At 46.1% G+C, this 20,739-nt stretch carries 16 protein-coding genes, 2 tRNA genes and 1 pseudogene; 7 read left to right on the top strand and 12 right to left on the bottom strand.

Features of this window, described 5'->3' with window-relative positions:
- Positions 1–61 precede the first annotated feature (61 nt).
- The 6 genes and pseudogenes from DSM2777_RS10355 to DSM2777_RS23725 all read right to left on the bottom strand — a co-directional run.
- Positions 62–3,436 (bottom strand): DEAD/DEAH box helicase, encoded by a 3,375-nt coding sequence (locus DSM2777_RS10355; protein WP_057631341.1) that lies wholly within the window; start codon positions 3,434–3,436, stop codon positions 62–64.
- Positions 3,437–3,442: 6 nt separating this feature from the next.
- Positions 3,443–4,708, bottom strand: a complete 1,266-nt coding sequence (locus tag DSM2777_RS10350) for a serine/threonine protein kinase (protein ID WP_237087834.1) — start codon at positions 4,706–4,708, stop codon at positions 3,443–3,445.
- Positions 4,709–4,844: 136 nt separating this feature from the next.
- Complete coding sequence (locus DSM2777_RS10345) at positions 4,845–5,537, bottom strand: PP2C family serine/threonine-protein phosphatase (protein ID WP_057631339.1); 693 nt, start codon at positions 5,535–5,537, stop codon at positions 4,845–4,847.
- The gene (locus tag DSM2777_RS10340; RefSeq protein ID WP_057631338.1) at positions 5,537–6,196 is read right to left on the bottom strand and encodes a vWA domain-containing protein; all 660 of its coding nucleotides are present in this window, start codon (positions 6,194–6,196) and stop codon (positions 5,537–5,539) included. The genes DSM2777_RS10345 and DSM2777_RS10340 overlap by 1 nt, the downstream gene beginning before the upstream one ends.
- A 184-nt stretch (positions 6,197–6,380) precedes the next feature.
- Positions 6,381–7,856: a sigma-54 interaction domain-containing protein gene (locus tag DSM2777_RS10335; protein WP_057631337.1), complete on the bottom strand. Its 1,476-nt coding sequence runs from the start codon at positions 7,854–7,856 to the stop codon at positions 6,381–6,383.
- A gap of 124 nt (positions 7,857–7,980) precedes the next feature.
- Positions 7,981–8,352 (bottom strand): annotated as a pseudogene (locus DSM2777_RS23725) (integrase core domain-containing protein); the annotation flags it as partial.
- A gap of 358 nt (positions 8,353–8,710) precedes the next feature.
- Here DSM2777_RS23725 and DSM2777_RS10325 point away from each other — a divergent pair.
- The 3 genes from DSM2777_RS10325 (at position 8,711) to DSM2777_RS10315 (ending at position 9,896) form a co-directional block, all read left to right on the top strand.
- Positions 8,711–8,786: transfer RNA gene (locus DSM2777_RS10325), tRNA-Asn, on the top strand.
- Between the two features lie 286 nt (positions 8,787–9,072).
- Positions 9,073–9,148 (top strand) — tRNA-Asn (locus DSM2777_RS10320).
- Between the two features lie 22 nt (positions 9,149–9,170).
- A complete protein-coding gene (locus tag DSM2777_RS10315; RefSeq protein ID WP_061553899.1) occupies positions 9,171–9,896 on the top strand; it encodes a 4'-phosphopantetheinyl transferase family protein in 726 nt (241 codons plus the stop codon).
- Here DSM2777_RS10315 and DSM2777_RS10310 read toward each other — a convergent pair.
- A complete protein-coding gene (locus tag DSM2777_RS10310) occupies positions 9,893–11,017 on the bottom strand; it encodes a hypothetical protein (protein ID WP_061553898.1) in 1,125 nt (374 codons plus the stop codon). The genes DSM2777_RS10315 and DSM2777_RS10310 overlap by 4 nt on opposite strands.
- 451 nt (positions 11,018–11,468) lie before the next feature.
- On the opposite strand from DSM2777_RS10310, the gene DSM2777_RS10305 reads away from it, so the two are divergent.
- Genes DSM2777_RS10305 through spt form a run of 4 tightly spaced genes read left to right on the top strand, consistent with a single transcriptional unit; the run spans position 11,469 to position 15,567 of the window.
- The gene (locus tag DSM2777_RS10305) at positions 11,469–13,196 is read left to right on the top strand and encodes a fatty acyl-AMP ligase (protein WP_071889892.1); all 1,728 of its coding nucleotides are present in this window, start codon (positions 11,469–11,471) and stop codon (positions 13,194–13,196) included.
- Entirely contained in the window at positions 13,193–14,107 is a 915-nt protein-coding gene (locus DSM2777_RS10300; RefSeq protein WP_061553896.1) for an NAD-dependent epimerase/dehydratase family protein, read from the top strand. The genes DSM2777_RS10305 and DSM2777_RS10300 overlap by 4 nt, the downstream gene beginning before the upstream one ends.
- A 31-nt stretch (positions 14,108–14,138) precedes the next feature.
- Entirely contained in the window at positions 14,139–14,399 is a 261-nt protein-coding gene (locus DSM2777_RS10295; protein WP_061555375.1) for an acyl carrier protein, read from the top strand.
- Positions 14,386–15,567, top strand: a complete 1,182-nt coding sequence (gene spt, locus DSM2777_RS10290) for a serine palmitoyltransferase (protein ID WP_061553895.1) — start codon at positions 14,386–14,388, stop codon at positions 15,565–15,567. Before DSM2777_RS10295 ends, spt begins: the two co-directional genes overlap by 14 nt.
- Before the next feature lie 53 nt (positions 15,568–15,620).
- Here spt and lptG read toward each other — a convergent pair whose 3' ends face one another.
- The 5 genes from lptG to DSM2777_RS10265 all read right to left on the bottom strand — a co-directional run bounded on the left by lptG (position 15,621) and on the right by DSM2777_RS10265 (position 20,682).
- Complete coding sequence (gene lptG, locus DSM2777_RS10285) at positions 15,621–16,700, bottom strand: LPS export ABC transporter permease LptG (RefSeq protein ID WP_061553894.1); 1,080 nt, start codon at positions 16,698–16,700, stop codon at positions 15,621–15,623.
- Positions 16,697–17,767, bottom strand: a complete 1,071-nt coding sequence (gene lptF / locus DSM2777_RS10280) for an LPS export ABC transporter permease LptF (protein ID WP_061553893.1) — start codon at positions 17,765–17,767, stop codon at positions 16,697–16,699. Before lptF ends, lptG begins: the two co-directional genes overlap by 4 nt.
- 131 nt (positions 17,768–17,898) lie before the next feature.
- Complete coding sequence (locus tag DSM2777_RS10275; RefSeq protein WP_237087846.1) at positions 17,899–18,441, bottom strand: YtfJ family protein; 543 nt, start codon at positions 18,439–18,441, stop codon at positions 17,899–17,901.
- Positions 18,442–18,519: 78 nt separating this feature from the next.
- A complete protein-coding gene (locus tag DSM2777_RS10270; RefSeq protein WP_061553891.1) occupies positions 18,520–19,347 on the bottom strand; it encodes a hypothetical protein in 828 nt (275 codons plus the stop codon).
- Positions 19,348–20,682, bottom strand: coding sequence for a lipopolysaccharide biosynthesis protein (locus DSM2777_RS10265; protein ID WP_061553890.1), 1,335 nt, complete (start codon positions 20,680–20,682; stop codon positions 19,348–19,350).
- Between the last annotated feature and the right edge of the window lie 57 nt (positions 20,683–20,739).

The following is a 20,739-nucleotide window of genomic DNA, read 5'->3' as shown; positions in this document are numbered from 1 at the left end:
CCAGAGTATCGGGCGCGCTTCACCCTGCGGCCGTGGGGCAGATTGAATATAAATACCTGTTTCAGCGAAGAGTGCCATGAACGCCTCCGCATAAGGTATGAAATGCTGCCAGTGCTGGCGCGGCTTCCAGGGCTTCGGGAGCGGTGGCCAGTGCTGCATCGCCGAAGCAAAGCAGCATCTGTCGTTGTCGGCTCATGGCGACGTTCATGCGGTTAGGCAGACGCAGGAAACCGAACAGTTCATTAAGCATTTGTTCCCTGGCAGCTGCATCATCGGCGGCAGATGAGGACCTCGGCTGACGCCAGGTGCGCACGCAGGATAGCAGTACAACATCGAACTCTTTACCCTGGAAGGCATCCACCGAACCTACTCGTAACCGCTCTTCCTGGCTGAACGAACCGTCAGCACGGTACTTGCGCACCCAGCGAAAGTTTTCATGCGGTTCATAGGTTCCGTTACGTTTTTCCATCAGTGGCACGCCTTCCAGCCTGATTTCGGATAACTTTTCCATAATCAGTTCTCGTTGTGCGGCATAGAAAGTAATTACCCCAACAGAGAGGGTTTCTCCTCCGGCTTTCAGTAACTGTGCCACCTCTTGAGCAATACGCTCCGCTTCAATGGTGCGGATACGGCTGGTTCCTGATTTTTCTGCCAGCCCAGCAGAAGCGGGCAGGTCGATCCACTGGCAGACCTTGTCACGATAGGCCGACGCCAGTGGCCCCAGCGCTCTCAGGAAACCTTCGTCAAAGACAAATTCCTCTGCGCTACGGCCTGGTTCCACTCTCCCCAGCCCTTCTTTTTCATAAAACTGCTGGCTGATGAAATCTCCCAGCAGTGGATGCATGCGGAACTGCTTATCAAGCATCACAACCCTCTGTAAATTATCTTTCTTTTGCAGGTCCAGTAGCTTTAGCCTCATGCGCTCAAAAAGACTTGAACGAAAGGCAGCCAGTTGCAGTGCCGTAAGCTGATGCTCCTCCTGTAACTGGCCTTCAATATCCGGTTCCAGCATATGCGGAAGCTGGCGGTCGTCGCCGACCAGAATAATTCTCCGCGTGGCCATCGACATAGGCACAAACAGGTCAAGAGGGTTGGCGCGTGCAGCCTCGTCAACGACTACGGTATCGAACTCAATGTCACTGCTCTTGACTCCTGAAACCGACTTGAGGCTGGCCATCTGTTGCCCGGCGGCCTGCTGGCAGGTCGCTCCCACCACCATGGCGTATTCATCCACCACCTCCTGTGCGGCACGGCGGTCCATCTCCAGCGTATCGGCCATTTGTTCAAGCACCCATGCCACACCCTGCTTACGCCGATGCATCAAGTCGGAAAGATGCTTGTCGAGGTCATTCAGTAGAGCCAGTCCTTCATCATCGATCTTATTTTTGAGGGCCGGAGGTCGATAATCGGGCAGAAAACGCTCCAGCAGCTGTTGCTGGCACTCGACGAGTGCCACAGGAACTTCTCTGGCATCGGCAGCTATTTCCAATACCGAGGTCAGCTCAGCGTCGATGTCAGGAACATTCCGCTTCAACCATCGCAGCAAATCCCAGGCACGATCGGCACCATCATCTGAGAAAGCAGTCTGAGTGGTCCGTAACGCGCGAATGCGGCGCAATACTGCTACATTCATCACCGTACTGACCTCAGCAACACCATCCTGTTTCAGATGCTTAATATAGTCCTGCAGACGTATCTCAAGCCGGGAGTCCGTGACCAGCCCTTTCTCTGCCAGGGAATTGACGTCCTGATAAATATGCGAAAAAGCCTCTGCCCGTTGTTGAGGCAGGTCGTTTGCCAATCGCTGCAGGGCAAGCCGGGAAGTGAGGTCGGCAATTGTTTTCAACTCCGGGTAGCGTTGATACTGGTCAGCAATTTTCTCCTGCAGATGACTGGCGTGGCGAGACAACCAGGGATCCAGTGGTGACTCGTCTTCTACTGAAGCACGACGCCCGCCCACACGTGATGCAGGCAGACCGAAAACGTCACTGCGGTCCAGCGCGTTATCGACGGCATCATGCTGAAAACTGCTGATTAAAACCTGAGCAGCAATATTCTTTTCCTGGGCCTCTTCCGCCAGACGTCGCTGTAGCGCAGCGATCACCTGGGTTTTCCCTGTTCCGGGCGGGCCAATTACGATAGCAATGTCGGGTGTGTTCAGAGCGGTAAACACAGCCAGTTCCTGGTTGCCCGTTGGTTTGCCACCCTTAAAGATTTCGCGGGCGTAGGGTGTCATCCCCTGGATGTTGCGACGCCGAGCAGCAGGAACAACGACCCCTTCCAGCAGCCACTTCAACTGTGGCATGCGTTTACCGGAATCAATGGCACGTTTTGCCGCCAGGCGACGTTTGCCGACTGTGCGATATCCTGCCAACGAGAGGTAGAGCCATCCTTCAGGCTTTGCGGGGCGCACGTCTCGGCGATTCGAGGCTGAAGTAAAGACCACATATTCATCAGCGAACTCGATCTTCCCGCGCGGCGTTTTCAGTACCGTATCCTCTTCGGTACTGAGTTCTTCTGCCCAGTCGGGAGTTTCAGCGCCCAGGTCAACCTGAGTGCCTGCGGGCAGATCGAGCGCGCGCCAGCGCTGGCGAAATTCTCTGTATTCTTCAGGAGTTCGGGGAGTCAGATGCCAGACATTTTCCCGGCCAGCTTCGGTGCCCTCGCACGCAACAAAGCGCAGAACACCCAGCGTTTCGGCCTTTTTCAACTCGCTCTGCCACTCTTTATCGTTGTAGAGATTCCAGAGCTCAAGGTAGCTGGCACTGTCTCGCAGTGCGGCATCGAGCATTGCCTGCTGGGTTGCACTATTCAGCACCGCAGCAACTGACATATCCCGGAAGGCGAAGTGTCCAACCAGCAACGAGAAGCCTGTATCATGGCTTAAATGACCAGTAATACGTCTGATAAGAAAGCCGTGGTCCGGGTTGCGCTCAACATCCGCACGCCAGCCGTTTCCCAATAGCTGAAAACCACCTTTGGCTGCATGATTGCTAAAACGGCCAACCGTTAACCAGTCACTTTCTGACTCGCTATGGACAATAAAAGTCTCTTCAAACCAGCGGCAGGCAAGCTCAATATCGTTGTTATTGATCTGTTTTTTCGCGAAAAGGTCTTCCGCAATTCGCTCATCAATTCCCAACTCGAGCTGCATTGGTGTGACTTCAACAGGCGTGCAATATTGAACCCGCAACTGTTTTTCCGCTTTACTGGTCAGCAACCAACGAACCTGATCCCTCATCACCAGACGGCTAAAGAGTTCGTGATCACCAGGGGAGCACTGGACACTTACGCAATGATCCCCCTGTACCGCCAGCCAATTCTCACCATACGCCTGAAAGGTGATAGCTTGCTTTGGCCGGAACCCGGTGGTTCCTTTATCCGTTTCCAGCAGCAGAATATCTTTGGACATCAGTGGAAATTCGTTAATTTTCATATATTGTCACCACGTGAACTGCCAGATTACATGCGACTGGCCAGGATCGCCGATATGGATCTGCCAAGGCTCCCCACCTGTTCCGCGCAGCTCGTTTTTGAGTCCCTGAAACCCCCGCAGTGGTTTGATAGTTTCACCGCGTTGTAGGTATAGCTCTCCGCCAAGCAACGGATGGATCCCAATCCCGCGGGCGGTGTAATCAATCTGCAGATGATCTGATGGCCAGTGGTCATAGATAAAACTTGGCAACAGGCGCTTTAACTCAACACGGTGACCTGGCTGCAGCCATACATTTCGCCCTGTGGCAATCAAGGTTTTGGTGTCTGGATTCGAGCCGTCTTGTTGCTCAGTCACATATTCACTAAACCGGACCAGGAGGCGGTCGGCGGGACTGTCACAGTAAAAGCAAACGGCATCGTTCGCGCTTTCTGCTTCCTCTGCCAGGAGCGTGCTTCCCCCACAGCTGTCACAGGTAAACAGACGCTCATCCACAGCACTCAGCGCCTCAAGCCATTCAGCCATACCCGGACGCTCATGAGGTTCAAACCTTCCCTGTTCAAAGCAGCGAGCGAAGAGAGTTGGCAGTGCACTATGTGCAATCAGCTCCGGTGGCAGATTGACGAAGCAGTGATTCGCGTCATCCTGTGCGTCATTGATCCACGGGTATTCACCGCGCATGGCAGCTTCTTCCATCTCAGGAGGACCATTACTGACCAGTTCCCCTTTAAACGGATGGTTATGAGTCAGCAGTTGCCAGGCAATGACGGCGAAGCTCCATACATCGGTCAGGCTGGACAGTAACGATTCTCCCCTGACCACTTCGGGAGCACCATAGTCCACGGTATGCAGAGTCAGATTGTGATGGGCTGTCAGGCTGATGTTATCGCAGTCGATAAGCCAGGTCTCCGCGTGTCTTGGATCGTCTGAAACAAAAATATTGCTGGGGGAGAGATCACCATACAACATGCCGCGTGCGTGAAGCTGATTGAGTGTGCGTGCCAGCTGGCAAAGGATACGAATCCGCCGACGGAGTCCTCCCTGACGCAGATAATCCGCCAGAGACTCCTCCCCTGCGTTTATAAAGCTGTTCAACAGGCTATCCAATGGAACCAGGCCATCCATCAGCTCCATTACGTAACCAAAGCGAGGCTCCGCCAGAAGTATTAATGGACGTGCAAGTTTGAGGTCGCTAAGATCCTGGCTGAGCAGCCATGTAATATGGTTGCGCCAGCGCTGGCGTTCCTGTGGGTCCTGATTAGTAAAACCTTTCACCAGGGTTTGCGGATAGGTCGTCCGGTAAACAATGCCTTGTCCACCACGGTTAATTACCTCTGTCAGCTCGTAACTTGATCCCCTGGTATCCTTCACCACGCGTTTTGGTTGCGTTTTTACTATTGATGTCATGTGGTCAGTCCATCCTGAAAATTCCAGCGAGGCTCTTGTCGTCACCATGATTTGGAGTCGACCAGCCGTTAAGTTCCTGTGTTAACCAGCGACGTGTACGACGCTTGCTGCATTGCCGTATCCGTTGGTAGATAGCATTAAAGAATGACTCCAGCTGATCCGGGATAAGGTCATCAGCGATACCGTCGGTCATCATCAGTACGCCATCTCCGGGTTGGGTTAATGCCACTCTGGCACTGCAACTATCTAAATGTGCACGCTGTGCCAGAGTCTCAGTGTGATTGCTGTAACCCCGTCGTGGTGTGCTCATTACGTTGAACACCCCAGCACTTCTGACCAGCAGCAGGCCATCGCCTACCTGTCCGATCACGCCATGGCCCGACGCCTCGACACAGGCCCACAAACAGGTAGTTTCGTAATCGTGATAGTCAGTACCAAAGTGGTTTAGCCAAGCTTCACGTAACGCTGGAGTCACTTCGGCAGCGACCAGCATCTCCGCACCGCGCATGATCTGCCGCAGCAGATTGACTGCCTTACGGGAACCCAAATGACTTTTTGATCGGCTACCCAACCCGTCAGCAACGGCAATACACCAGCCACCACGCAGACCGTAAATCCCTACAGCATCCTGATTGGGTTCATCATCCTGTTGGTGTGCGGGACCACGTACCGAGGTGCCAGAAGCGTACAGGCGCATCAGAACTCCCAGTCCTGATCATCAGCACTCGGGATCTGCAACGGTGTAGACTGATTCGGGGTTGCGGAACGGCTTCGTGCGCTGACGCTCATGCTTACCGCTCTGAAAAAACGGCGAATGTCACGCGCGTTTTCTGCGTGGAAGAGAGGAGCCTCAGGATCATTTGCAAATTCGTTGAGCATTGATTCATCGGCATCTGCACCGATAGCCATGGCAAAACGGGAGGCCTTGGCAGTAAGTTCACCGTGAATCAGGCGAGCAAAAGGGGCTTCCCAGTCGTCGTTAGGGTAGCCATCGGAGATAAGCACGATAATCGGCTGAAATTTTCGCGTTGGATTTTCAATAATCTCGCAGGCCAGCGATAGTGCGCCACCCAGTGGAGTCATGCCATTTGCCTCCAGGGAGGTAATACTTTGCAACTGGTGAGCAGGCGTCAATGGCAAGCTAACTTCAGCCTGGTGACCACCAAACGTAATAACGCTGACCTGAATTTCAGCGCGCAGGCGGCTCTCTTGTTTAAAACTATCAAGCATTTCCCTGAGCCCCAGATTAAGTGCATCAATCTTGCCATCTGTTGACATACTCCCACTGGTATCCGCCAACACAATCACCGGCAATGCACGTGCTGTTTGTACCTGAAATTTTTTTAATTCCGACATCGGTAAATTCCTTGTTAGTAAAATGGCATTCTGTATAAGCACATACCGTGCCAATATTTTTATTTATTAATTTTCAATGAAATAAAATAAACCTCTTCATTCTGATCTGAATGAGTAGTAAAAGTATTTACAGGTAAGGTAAGTTTTATTACGGCCTCATTAGCCATCAGTTAGCGAAGAAGGTTTACTCGGAACGATTTTTTTTCATCCAGTTATTTAAGGTTTGATGATTATTGAACCCCAATAACCGGGCAGCCTGGGCCTTATTCTGACCAGTATAAGCAAGGGCCTGACGAATATAGTTTCGCGAGAAATCCGACATCAGTGCCTGCAAGTTGACCCCCTCTGAAAAATCAATATCGGCTTTATCATTCTTATCTTCAGGTAAAATAAACAATGCTTGGTGAAGTTCCTCAGCGGTGATTATCGTCCCCCTACTCCAAAGCGCAGCCCTTACAAGGGTCGCCTGTAACTCACGCACGTTTCCTCGCCAAGGGTGGTTCTGAATTCGCTTCAATGCCTCTGGCGATAGTCGTTTATCCATCAGGGAATCATCCTGCTTAGCCATCTCCTGTAGCAGCGTTTGTGCCAGTAAAAGTATGTCCCCTTCACGCTCCCGAAGTGGCGGCAGGTGTAGTACGCCAATAGCAATTCTGTAGAAGAGGTCTTCCCTGAAGCGGCCCTGCCCTACTTCATGCATCAGATTACGGTGAGTCGCGCTAATCAGACGTATATCGACTTTTTTCTCCTGATCACCGCCGACAGGTGTGATAACACCTTCCTGCAAAACGCGTAGCAGGCGGACCTGGACGTCTGGTTTTAATTCACCGAATTCGTCAAGAAACAGGGTCCCACCGTTAGCTTGTTCAAAGACACCTGTTCTATTTTGTATCGCCCCGGTAAATGCCCCCTTCAGGTGGCCAAAAAGTGTTGAGTCCACCAACTCAGGAGGTATTGCACCGCAATTTACAGCGATAAATGGACCTTTGGCGCGAGGGCTGGCGTTGTGAATTGCTCGTGCAAACAACTCCTTACCCGTGCCGGTCTCACCATAGATGAGTACTGGAACAAGCCTGGCTGCCAGGATTTGCGACTGCTGAATAAGTTGCTGCATACGCGGATTGCGAGTGACGATACGGTCGAATGCGGCGTCGAAAGGGACATCGAGTCTTGAAAGCTGAACCAGCTTTTCACCACTGAGGGCATTGGCAGCAGGGATGTACTCTGCCGCAATTTCAAAGGGAATATCGACCTGCTCCACTCCCTGTTCAGGGGATGATTGGTAGAATGTCATTGGATAGCGGGTTTTGCCCAGTAGGATCCAGACTGCCTGCATAGCGGGCGTACCCGGTGTCATTTGCACCGAAAGACATGCATCAGGGGCTAATCGCTTAAGATGTCTGGAGGCGGCTTGATAAATCTGGGCGAAGTGGACTGGGGAGCTTAAGGGTTCATAATGGGCGTTTATTTGCAGGTTAACCTGCGTGCTAAGCCAGGTTAACCAGGGTTTAACCCGGGTTTCTGGATAGCTGTATAGTAACTCTACCCGGTTAAATTCAACCGCCATAAGCGTAGACAATATAGGGCCGGGATTTTCATCAGCTAATGAATTCAGGTCTTTTGCACCCACCCAGCAGACTAAAACACGCTGTTTATTCAACTGAAATTCCCTCCCTTTGTTGATGTAGGCAGTAACAATATAGGATAAATCTTATTTTTTACACAATAACTCATTTGACCTGCCCCAGGATTAGATACAACGCTCAATTAGTAATGTCGGCTCCTTAACTGTCAGAATTACCCTCTCTCCAGCCCGCCGCAAATTCAGACGGAGTCTGATAATGCAGCGTGGAGTGCGGGCGGCACTCGTTGTAATCCTGACGCCATTCACTGATGATTTGCCTAGCATGACTGACGTCGCTGAACCAGTGTTCATTCAGGCATTCATCGCGAAAGCGTCAGGTAAAACTCTCAATAAATCCGTTCTGCGTCGGCTTGCCGGTCTGAATAAGCCGCATCTCCACGAAATGCTCAAAGGCCCACTGGTCAAGTGCTCTACAGGTAAACGCCGTCCCCTAGTTAGTTCTTATCGTCGCCGGATAGCCGCAGAACAGCGCAATGCTGTCCAAAATACGCGTGACTTGCACACCTGAAATCGTCCGCTCCCCAAAGCGGTCATTAAGCGGTGTTGTTGACAATTGGTGGTCATTCTGGTGGTCTTGACAGAAAGGGCATTCAAGCTTAGCTTAATTATTAGCCAGTTACTGGCAAAGGCGATCCCAGTCAGAGGAGCCATATTAAAGAAGCCTGCTTAGGAAACTAAGCGGGCTTTTTGCTTTTTGCTTTTTGATATTCAGCCATAAGTTCGTCTTCGCTTTTCTGCAGCCACTCATATAATCGTAATTACATAAAAACCCATCATTCTGCTTAGAAGATAAGCGAACAGCGCAAAAATAGCGATTTAGGCTTTACAGCCTCGTGTGAGGCCGCTATTATTCACCCCGTTCACACGATTCCTCTGTAGTTCAGTCGGTAGAACGGCGGACTGTTAATCCGTATGTCACTGGTTCGAGTCCAGTCAGAGGAGCCATATTTGAGAAGCCTGCTTAAGGAAACTTGAGCAGGCTTTTTGCTATTTAAATTTCAGAAATTTTATTCTTTGAAATTCATATGACGGTCCGATATCTCTTCAGCACATGCCTGTTTTTACGAATTTTATCTTTTTCGTGCATACAAACCGGCAAATGATGACAAATAATAAATATAATTCTAGAAAATCAACATGATGAAGGAAAAGCAAGCAAATAAATCTTGTTTTACTTTTATTACTTTACAGCGGAATACTCGCTCGTTATTATTCGCCTCGTTCACACGATTCCTCTGTAGTTCAGTCGGTAGAACGGCGGACTGTTAATCCGTATGTCACTGGTTCGAGTCCAGTCAGAGGAGCCAGTGATTCATAGTCAGGATCAACATGTTTACCCTGTCAACTATCCACTCTGCACTTCCCTTTCTATCCCGTATCGATGCGGGAGTTGTAACACTTCGCCCAGAAATAAAATATTGCCAAGTTAGGTTTGACAACCATTCTTATGAAGATGCGTTGTTTAATCAGTTTGCAATCCCCTTCCCCGAATTTCTAGATAAAGCGCCAGTTAAACGACGGGCGGAGTACCTAGCTGCCCGATATGCAGCAAAGTTGTTATTAGAAGACAAAGGATGCGATGCCGATGTCGGCTGTAGTTTGAGTCGAGCACCAATTTGGCCAGCAGGCTTTTGTGGAAGCATTTCGCATACTAATAATTTTGCTATTGCTTCAATTGCGCCATGCCATACCGCTCTGACACTAGGAATTGACATCGAGATGCTGGACTCAAAATCCATTGTAAAAGCAGCAGATATATTTACCACATCAGTTGAGCAAGCGATGCTTGCTTCTTGTAACATCGCTTACGAAACCGCGCTACTCATTGTTTTTTCTGCTAAAGAAAGTCTATTCAAGGCTCTATCTCCTGAAGTAAAGCACTCATTCGGATTTAAAGCCTCTCGAATATGTCAATTAGATATATCAGCTTGTCGTATGACTTTCGAGCTTATGCAGACGCTGACCCCAACTTGGACTGAAGGGCGTTTTCTCTATGGTTATTTTAGTTTACAAGATAGCAAAGTGATTACTCTTATAACCCAGAATAAAATTTAGAATTGCTTTTCATATAAACGATACGTCTTATAAGGCGTTGCACCAATACGTTCTAAAATAGTTCTCATTCCTGTGTTTGACTCAAGGATCCAAGACATTTCTAAAGCGTCAATATTGCGCTTCGCAAATGGATCACGTAATGCTTCAATTAAGAGTAAGGCGATAACTGGACCTATGCGACTAAATTGATATTCTTGGCACACCCCCATCAACGGCACCCTTGCGGTACGTACACCGCTTATCTTTAAGCGCCATAGTAGCTTTGCCCATCCAAAAGGGAGCAATCGACCATTGAGGTCGGCAATGGCTTCATTGATATTTGGCAAACCGACAATAAACGCACAAGGTATTGAATCTATCTCTGCAATATAAATCATGTCGTCTGGCACGAGAAACTTTAATTGCTCCCCCATCGTGGCAAACTCATGCTCGGTAAAAGGAACAAAACCCCAGTTATGCTGCCATCCAGAATTAAAAATTCCTCGCATAATTTGCATTTCCTCGCTGAACCGTTTGCGATTGATACAGCGAATTGTCACCTTGTTACGCACTTGGTTCATTAGTCGAGTCAGCGAGGGTGAAAAGTATAATTCTGAACAGCGCATCCAATAAGCCAGCAGATCGGTCCCTTTCTCATACCCTTGCAGCCCAATATGCTTACTATAGTAAGGTTTGCCATGCGGCATCATTATACTTGGAGGGGTATCAAAACCATCAATAAGCAGTCCACTTTCCTGATTAATATTCAGGCTAAAAGGCCCCGTGATTTTTCGTGCACCACAAGATCTCAGCCATTCTTCAGCAGCAGCGAACAATGCGCTGAATACTTCATTATCATCTATAGCATCAATCATCCCAAAATGCCCTGTATCCTCGCCATACAGGGCATTATGCAATCTATCAATTTGTGCCGTGATCCGCCCTACCACCACGCCCTCTTTTTTAGCTACCCATGCCTGCCATTTAATATGTTCCGAACCTGGATTCTTCTTAGACAGATGCTCAGCACGCTCAATAAACAAAGGTGGAATCCAGTTGGGATCGTTTTTATATAATGACGAAGGGAAAGAAATGAATGCTTCGAGGTCATATTTATTTACAACCATTTCAGTATAAACCATAGATAGCCTTAATTTATTCAGCACAGATAATATGCATAGTGTTTTTCCATTACTATAAATACAGTCAATGGTTTTTATTTTAAAATTAACATGCCAGATAGTTTTGTTAGATTAGGATTCCTATTATCCATAATACAAAAAAGCATTTAATCTGACCACTTAATGCTTCTATCACACCAATGAAAATCAAACCATTAATAGTGATTTAGCCAACTAATAACTAATCACAAGTAATGACACAAGTAAATAATTCACACAAAGAATGTCACCTTCCAATTAATCGAAAGAATGATTTCCATTAAATAATATGATTGTCATAACAAACGTTTTTTCTTACAAAAATAATAAAACAACTCTATACCTAAGTAGCGAGATAAATTACATTAGCCTCTGGCCAAGGATTAGCCCTATTATCTAATGATATTAAATCAAAACATTCTCATGGTGTAGTATGTTCAATAGAATCTCAACTCATCCCATGCGTTATGCAGACTTTCCTACTTTAGTAGAAGCTGTGGATTATGCCGCTCAGGGAAGTGCAGGAATGAATTTTTACGATCGTCGAAATCAACTAAAAGCTGAGTTGAAATATCGTGATCTAAAATTAATGGCGATGGCAGGAGCACGACGATTACTGTCTTTAAATCTTAAAAAAGGTGACCGTGTTGCTATTATTGCCGAAACAAGTGTCTGTTTTGTAGAAGCCTTTTTTGCCTGCCAGTATGCTGGCTTAGTCGCAGTGCCTCTGGCCATTCCTATGGGTGTAGGGCAACGAGAATCTTATACAGCGAAACTTCAAGGCCTATTATCTAGCTGTAAACCATCTGCAATTATCAGCAGTAATGAATGGTTATCACTCATTAATGTTGCCAATGATAATGCTCCTGGGATTCATATCCTCAGCACTGAGGATTTCAGAACATTGGCTGAGATAGATATTAAACTGCAATTACCCTCACCTGATGATATTGCCTATCTTCAATATACATCAGGTAGTACACGTTTTCCTCGTGGCGTAATCATTACTCACCGCGAGATTATGTCTAATCTGCAGGCTATAAGCCATGACGGTATCAAATTGCGTGATGGCGATCGTTGCATCTCTTGGCTCCCCTTCTATCACGATATGGGGTTAGTCGGTTTTCTGCTTACTCCCGTGGCAACCCAGCTCTCCGTTGATTATTTGAGTACTCAGGATTTCGCCATGAGGCCAATGCAGTGGCTCAAACTCATTAGTAAAAACCGCTGCACAATCTCTGTTGCCCCACCATTTGGATATAATTTATGCCTGCGTCGAGCAAATGATAAAGAGCTTGCTGAACTCGATCTCTCCTGTTGGCGCGTCGCTGGCGTAGGTGCAGAGCCCATTTCTGCTGAACAGTTAAATCAATTTGGTGAATATTTCAGCAAAGTGAATTTTGACAGCAAAGCCTTTATGCCATGCTACGGACTCGCAGAAAATGCGCTTGCCGTGAGCTTTGGCGAAGAAGCATCAGGTCCATTGGTAAACAAAGTTGATCGTAATATTTTAGAAAATCAGGGTAGAGCTGTTGCGCCAACTAAAGATACTCAGGCTATTTCGACCTTTGTGAACTGCGGTAAGGCACTACCTGGTCATCTCATTGAAATTCGAAATGAATTAGGAGTGCCTCAGCCTGAATGCGAAATAGGTCATATCTATATTTCGGGTCCTAGCCTAATGAGTGGTTATTTCCAAGATCTTGCTTCACAAAAGGAAATACAAACTACAGGATGGATGGATACAGGGGACCTAGGATATCTATTAAATGGCTATTTGTATGTAACAGGCCGTATAAAAGATCTAATTATTATTAGAGGTCGTAATATATGGCCTCAAGATATCGAGTATATTGCAGAACAAGAGCCAGAGATCCATTCAGGTGATGCAATAGCATTTGTCACTTCGCAGGAACGTATTGTTTTACAGATCCAGTGCAGGGTTAGTGGAGAAGAGCGCCGTGCGCAAATCGTTCACTCACTATATGCTCGAATTCAAAGTGAATTTGGTGTCTCAGTTGATATTGAACTATTACCGCCACACAGTATTCCGAGAACATCATCTGGAAAACCAGCAAGAGCAGAGGCTAAAAAGCGCTATTTGACTGCCTTCGCAAATCAGCTAAGCCCGCAGTTAGGAATGGTGGATTGTGTGCAATGAAAAGGACAGTTGCAGTAACCGGTGGCACTGGCTTCATTGGTAAGCATATCATCGATAACCTGCTTTCCCGTGGCCTGAATGTTCGGGCCCTAACCAGATCTTCACGCAACGATCCTCGTAGTAATATCACGTGGATCCGCGGAGAACTGGAGGACTTAGAGTCACTTGCTAGGTTTGTTGATGGTGCGAATTTTGTCGTCCATTGCGCTGGCCAAGTTCGCGGACGCAGTGAAGATATTTTTGCTCAATGCAATGTCGCTGGAAGCCTACGCGTTATGCAGGCGGCCAAAGAAAGCGGAAGCTGTGAACGATTCCTGTTTATGTCTTCTCTCGCGGCACGCTATCCAGAATTATCATGGTACGCAAACTCCAAATATATTGCCGAGCAACACCTGGTGGACATGGCATCGGGAATTTCTCTGGGCATTTTTCGCCCAACTGCGGTTTATGGCCCGGGGGATAAAGAATTAAAGCCTTTATTCAGCTGGCTGTTACGTGGGATCCTTCTGCGATTCAGTTCGATTGAAACTCGTCTGTCGCTCCTTCATGTGAGCGATTTGGCCGAGGCCGTTAGCCAATGGTTAACCACTGAGCAGCCGCACACTCATCCATATGAACTATGCGACGGTGCTCCTAACGGGTATGACTGGAATCGAATTCAAGAAATAGGTGCTTCGATACGTAATAGCTCAGTGCAATTAGTCGGAGTCCCTTTGCCTTTACTCAAACTCATTGCAAATGTTAGCACTCTAGCAAGTTATTTAATCGGAAAAGAGCCCATGCTAACTCGTAGTAAAATCCGAGAATTAACACACCCCGACTGGTCTGCAAGCAATAAATTTTTGTCTAAGCATATTAATTGGTCACCTAAAATTGACCTCGAATATGCATTACGCAACGGCTTATTTTAATTATCTTGCTTATAGGTATATCGATACTGCTATGTTAAACCGTAAAATAGTAATGGACTATACTCTTTCCTGCCTACAGGATATGGTCGAAAGTGGATTAGATATAAAACCCGATAGTGACCTCGTTAATGACCTTGGTTTGGAGTCCATAAAAGTAATGGACTTATTGATGATGTTGGAAGATAGATTTGATATTTCCATTCCCATTAATATATTGCTGGATGTCAGAACGCCAGCACAATTATTAGAATCCTTAATTCCATACCTGGAGAATATCAATGAGCCTGTATGATAAGTTTTCACGCCTTGCTAGCGAGCGAGAACAATTTTGCACATCTGGTATAAATCCATTCGGGACCTGTATTGACGATGTTTATTCCGCGACAGAAGGACGCATTGGCAATCAGAAGGTTATTCTGGCTGGTACCAATAATTATTTAGGACTAACCTTCAATACTCAGGCAATTGCCGATGGACAGATGGCATTAGCTACTCAGGGTACAGGAACAACTGGCTCCCGTATGGCAAACGGTAGCTATAAATCACATATAGCTTTAGAGCAAGAAATCGCAGATTTCTTTAACCGCCCTACCGCTATCGTTTTTTCTACAGGCTACACCGCTAATTTGGGAATAATCAGTGCACTTGCTGGTCATGGTTCCGTTGTATTACTTGATGCGGACAGTCACGCCAGTATTTATGATGCCTGTACTCTGGGCGGCGCTGAAATTATTCGTTTCCGCCACAATGACGCGAAGGATCTTGAGCGCCGTATGATTCGCCTTGGCGACCGTGCTCGAGATGCGATAATTATTGTTGAAGGTATCTACAGCATGCTAGGGGATGTTGCGCCACTGGCCGAAATTGTCGATATCAAACGCCGGCTGGGCGGATATTTGATCGTCGATGAAGCACATTCCTTTGGCGTGATGGGGGCTACAGGTAGAGGACTTGCTGAAGAGGTAGGGGTTGAACAAGATGTCGATATCATCGTGGGTACATTCAGCAAAAGCTTGGCTTCAATTGGTGGATTTGCCGTCGGCTCTAAAGCAATGGATGTGTTGCATTATGCTAGCCGCCCCTTTATTTTCACAGCGTCACCATCGCCATCCTGCATTGCCTCTGTTCGCTCATCCCTAAAAACCATTGCTGAACAGCCGGAGCTACGCCAAAAACTCTGGGACAACTCTCATCGATTATATGGTGGGTTAGATAAACTGGGCTATAAGCTAGGCTCACATATTAGCCCAGTTGTACCGGTAATCATTGGACATAAAGAAGATGGCTTACGTATCTGGAGAGAACTGATCGAGCTAGGAGTCTATGTTAACTTAATTCTACCGCCAGCAGCGCCAGCTGGCATAACATTGTTGCGCTGCAGCGTTAATGCAGCACACAGCGAAGAGCAGATCGACGCCATTATTCACGCATTTGCGACACTAAAAAATAATACTCAGTAGTTCCTCGAACTTAAGTATCGATAAGCTGACAGGTAGCATCGTTATGCTACCTGTCATGATCGCCGGTCAAATTGATAAATCAATATTAACGCAATAATTAAGAGAAACGCCGGAGGAGTAATCGTAACCATCTCAACATTAAGGCGGAACAATAAACCCACATTAACGACGATTTGATAACTAATATAAGTCAACAACCCAACAATAACACCGATGGCTAAGCGGCTGCCTAATCCCGGAGAGCGTGGGGCAGTGAAGGTAAATGGTATAGCCAGCAAAATCATGGCTAAAGTCAAAATGCCACGTCCTATTTTTTGCCATAACGCCATATTAAATTCAATACTTGGCTGCCCTGTATTTTTCAGATAGACAATATATTGATTAAGTTGCTTTATTGAAAAACTGTCACTGGGCATTGTCAGCTCTTCCAATGTCATGCCGGTAAATATCGACTGCCATTTTAAGCTTTCTTTCACTTCTACTATTTCTTTTCCATTTACCCAGTTTTTTTCACTCACATGATTAAGTGTCCACATATTTCCATCAAGGACAGTCGCATGTGACGCATAAACATATGACGCTAGAGAACGATCGGGCCGATAGTAAAAAACCTCAATGCCGACTGGCTGATTATGATCATCCAAAGCTTTCACCGTCACAAACTCATTTCCGCTTCTGGCCCATAGAATGTTTCCCTGACTTTCGTTACTACCATCCAACGCAGTTGCAGCATTTTTCATTTGCAATGCATATTGCTGCAGTGGAGAGGCGAACCATTCATCAACTACGCCGAGTGATACGGTTAAAATCAGGCCGGTGCATAATGCCACCATCGCAATTCTAAAGATTGAAAAACCTGTAGTGCGTATTGCTGTTAACTCCATGCTTTTAGAAAGCTGACCAAGACCTACGATCCCACCGAGTAGCGCAATAAAAGGACCAAGATCAATAAGCGTTCTAGGTAAGGTCATCAACACGATCAAAATGGCCTGTGTCCAATGATACCCGCCAGCGCTAACATCATCGAGCTCGTTCACGAGATTAAACGTCGTGAAAAGCGGGATTAGCAACCCCGCTGCTGCTGCAAAACCTATAAAAATATTGCGCATTAAATAACGGCTGAATATATTCATCGAAATAACTTCTGCAACAGACCAAAATCACGAGATATCAATACAATAACCCCAACCAGCATCAATATGGGTACTAACCATACCCCTGGATTTACTGAAAGATAGCCACTGGCAACCAGCGATCGGCAAATATTGCCGCCATAAAAAATGACGGTAAATAAAACCGTAAGAGGAAGCAGCGTTGAAAAACGCCCTTGACGTGGCTTAACACGACTTAACGGTATAGCCAGCAACGCCATTAAAAATGCGTTGACCCCACGGCTTTCTCTCCATTGTACTTCCGCATGGTCAGCAGGCTCGAAGGAGCGCAACAAAGCCACTACAGATTTGGCTTTACGCTTATCATCTGCACTCTGAGTGAGCGGTTTAAGATTCAAATCAAGGTTACGGTAAATTCGCTCGCTGTCATCAATGCCCTGATGCTTCAACGTATAGGCAGTGCCCGAGTGCAACATAACTGACGGAGTTGCGGGCGAAGGATCAATAATATCCACCGAATGAGCCCTATATACGTTAGTTTTATTTCCAGAAGAGGTATAAATCAGCACATCTGTTAGATGATTAGTATCTGAATTGATCTCCTCAGACAAAATCATCCGGCCACTATCATTAGTGTTAAATTTTTTGGCGCGTAAGTGACTGATATCCAATTCTGATTGTGACTGCTGTTCCAATTGATAAATTTGTGTATAGGCCCAAGGTCTTGCATACATAGACATTATCGTTACTACTATGCTCAATGGAATTGCAAGGAACATGACGGCTTTATACACGCGCACGGGGCTACCTCCAACAGCTGTAATAGCTACAATTTCAGAGTCTGTATAAAGTTGGCCAAGAGCAACACCGACTGAGACATAAAGCCCAACTGGCAACAACATCTCCAGTGCAATAAGTACCTTATAGAACACAATATCCAGTACAACTTCCAGAGCTAATGTGCCATTGGCGGCCTCAGTCAAATAACGTTGAGCCGAATAGCTAGCAAAAATAAAAATAAGGAATCCGACAAGAATTGCCACTAAACGACGAATCTCAACCATGATGTAATGCTCAATCAATTTCATCTATTACGAACACTCCACGTAGCCTAAAAACACTACAAACGCTGAAAATATGGGTTAGCATTTTGCAAATACTTAGGGGACAAAAGATCATGTATAGAAATACATCGAATATTGGTTTTATGAATTATTAATTACTCATTGATCAATTTTTTCACCATCGAAATAACCATATTTACTTCCTCGGGTGTCAAATTCCCATCTTTAGCCCATTGAATATGTCCAAACTTATCTAAAACCACAATGGTTGAGCTTTCTTCATTAAGCTGCCAAGTTCTTCGCCCCACTCCATTACTGTCGATAATAAATTGCGCCCAAGGATAACGTCTTTTGTTTTTTTCTATTTTACCAAGCACGAAAAAACCTGAGCCTAAGATCACATCATCAGTATTAACAATCGTTGTTGGTTGGAAACGTTCGCTTGGGAAGTTTGCATTCTTGATCGCCTTAATCAGCATCGAGTTTTTCTTTTTCGCGGAAGTCCGTCCCGCGATATACTGCACTACACGCACTTTTCCTATCAGCTCTGAGCTATTCCAACTGCTGTAGGTAATTTCATCATTATGCAGTAGTAACTCTCCACGATCGGCAATACTTATTGGCAAAACTGATTTTCCATCAACAAGATTATGTGCCGATACCTGAAAAGCATGCAGCAACAACGAAGCGAACACCATGCCTCGCAGTACTTTAAGGTTAAATTTGCTCTTGAAACCCTGCGTTATGATCTTCATTAGATACAATAGGGAAAAAAGTTACATAGGGTATCGAGCAACAAGAAGCTCTAATCGAGATCGAATCGTGTCATCTAGAAAAGCTGGTGTATCATAGGACTTCAGATTTGCCATATCAGCCGCCACCATTTCATCATGTTTATTTCCCATCAATCCATTAATCGCTGCCAAAAATCTTGAAATCTGGGTGGCATCCTGATTACTTGGGTCAATAGATCTCAATGTGTCATAATAAGAAACCTGTTGGCTAATAATTTTCCGCACACCATGAAATTCTTTACCGGTTAACTGTGGCTTAGCAATTAACAACTGCAGCGTCCGCATTTGTTCTCTGCAATAATGAATAAAGCCTTCCGCGGTATCTAGTTGACTATGGCGTAGAGAGTAATGAACAAACATCCAGACAGGTATATTTAGATGATACCTCCGCAACACTTCTCCATAAAAATCAACATGATTCTTCTGTTTATTGCGAAAACCATCTTGAAAACGGCCAAGAAATACGGTTATCTTGCTAAATAAAAAGCCTGTTTGATGCTTCTTTCTATAAAGTTGCTGAGCAAAGCGTAAATGTTTATAACGTGCACGAATATATTTATATTGCATCTGTTCTTTCTTAGATAGCTCGCTGCTTTTTAATTGTTTAATAATCAAGCCCAATAAGTCCTTGCGGTTAAAACCATCCTCCCAAAACTGCAAGCACAATGCATAATTACTTCGGATAATCTCTTGCGAACATTGAAAATTGATGATTTTTGGTAGAGTCGCATGTTCATCAACAATGTCATCCTCCTCTACTGCGATAAATAAGCGCTCTAAAACCTCATGTGAGAACTTCTTTTTAGTCATTTATTGCTCTTCCATAGCGACGTTAAATCTAAGCAAATGGCGGCGGGAGTATGCTTGCAAAGTCGGAATAAGCGATAACAGCACATCCAGGCATTGCCCAGCAAAATAAGCAAACGCGGCACCCATTACGCCAAAAAGATGTGACAGCACCACAAGAAGTACAACATAAGAGAAGGAGGCAACAGTTTGAGCCACTAAAAATGCTCGCTGCCTACCAGCCATAAGCAACAACGACTCCTGAGGGAACCCTACCATTGAAATAACAATAGCCCCCAACATAACCTGTATTAAATCATAAGCCTGAAGATATTTAGCACCAAAAACAAGCGAGATTACATGCCCACCAGTGATAAGCACGACAAGTGCGACGGCAATACCAATGCCCCCCGCTAAGAGCGCCGATTTAAGCCCTAATAACCATGGAGTCTTAGTCCGCGGATCTAAACGCATCACTTCGGGGTAAAAGCTCTTTTCAAGCAACTTTGCCGGTGTTCCTGTGGCATCAAAAAACGTCATCGCTATTTTAAACAGCCCTGCAGCCGCTGGCCCCAAAACAATTCCCACTAAAACAGTACTACAGGAATTGCGCGCGGCCCAAATAGAGTGTGCAAAGTTAGTTGCCCAAACGAAACTCCAAGCCCCCTTTATACGCCGTGCTGATTCAAATAAGCGTGGCCTCAGTGCATTATGAATGTTCCTGCGGCGCAATTCCCGTGCGGCAAACCCCCAATACATCGTTCCGCCAATTAAATTGGATGCATACCAAGTGATAATGAATCCTGCAAAACCATAGTCACCGAAGTAAACAATTACGCTTCCGAACGCACGTAAAAAAGGCTTAGTTGCTTGCTGAACAGCAATCAAATCAAAACGATTTACCGTTCTTAAAATACCTGTTGGAGTAGATGAAGCCATGGAGGGGATAAGCGTACAATAAAGCATAGCCAGCCAAAAACTATCAGAATCGAGGCCTAACGAGTGAGAAAGCAGTGGAAGCAGTGCCATTCCTCCAATTACAGCAACTGCACCACTTGCGATATCCAGACCAAAAGAGAATGAAATCACATCTCGAAATTGCTGCAGGTTATTCTTTTCCAATGCTGGCGTACCGTATTGAACAACCAATTGCCATGTCTGAAATTTTATAAAATCACTAATCGCTTTAGTATACGATTGAATAATAACAAGCACTCCAAACATTGCTGGAGTCATGCCCTTCCCTGCACAAGAAAGTGCAATCAAACCAAGTAAAGCACTTACTAAATTACTGGAACCTAAATAGGCGCTATTACGTATGATGGTGCGGAAAGCACCATCAGAAAACCAATTCTTCATGGTAAAAACCAGCTAGATAAATTATCAATCACTCAGTAAGGCTTAGCTTAGCTCATC

Source organism: Obesumbacterium proteus (genome assembly GCF_001586165.1).
Classification (GTDB): Bacteria; Pseudomonadota; Gammaproteobacteria; order Enterobacterales; family Enterobacteriaceae; genus Hafnia; species Hafnia protea.
The sequence above is the reverse complement of the archived record's forward strand: the minus strand, read 5'-3'. Positions and strand labels throughout refer to the sequence as shown.